The sequence below is a fragment of the Verminephrobacter aporrectodeae subsp. tuberculatae At4 genome, assembly GCF_000193225.1.
In the GTDB taxonomy this organism is placed as follows: Bacteria; Pseudomonadota; Gammaproteobacteria; order Burkholderiales; family Burkholderiaceae_C; genus Acidovorax; species Acidovorax aporrectodeae.
Genome location: NZ_AFAL01000944.1, coordinates 1 through 292 on the forward strand (window position 1 = coordinate 1; position 292 = coordinate 292).

Sequence of the window (292 nt, forward strand, 5' to 3'; positions counted from 1 at the left end):
CCTGCTGCGTCCTGGAGCACGTTGTCGCCGGCAGGTTTGGTGTAGCTGACGTTCACCGCCTCGCCGCTGTCCACGTCACGGTCCAAGTGCAGGGTGACGGTCTTGGTCGTGGCGTCCACCGTGAGGCTATTGACGCGGATGGCGAGGCCGCTGGCACTATTCACCGCAAAGTCCGTCGCGCTAGCGGTATGGATCGCGTCCAGACCCAGGCTGCTGGCCTCGGCGTAGATCAGCACCAGATCGTGCCCGCTGACCGTGGCGGTGCCAAGGACTGGGGCCGTGGTGTCGGCGG

At 66.4% G+C, this 292-nt stretch carries 1 protein-coding gene; it reads right to left on the bottom strand.

The window, feature by feature from the left end; translation table 11 throughout:
- A partial coding sequence (locus VTU_RS29945) for a SwmB domain-containing protein (RefSeq protein WP_010109499.1) occupies positions 1 to 292 on the bottom strand: 292 nt, incomplete at both ends.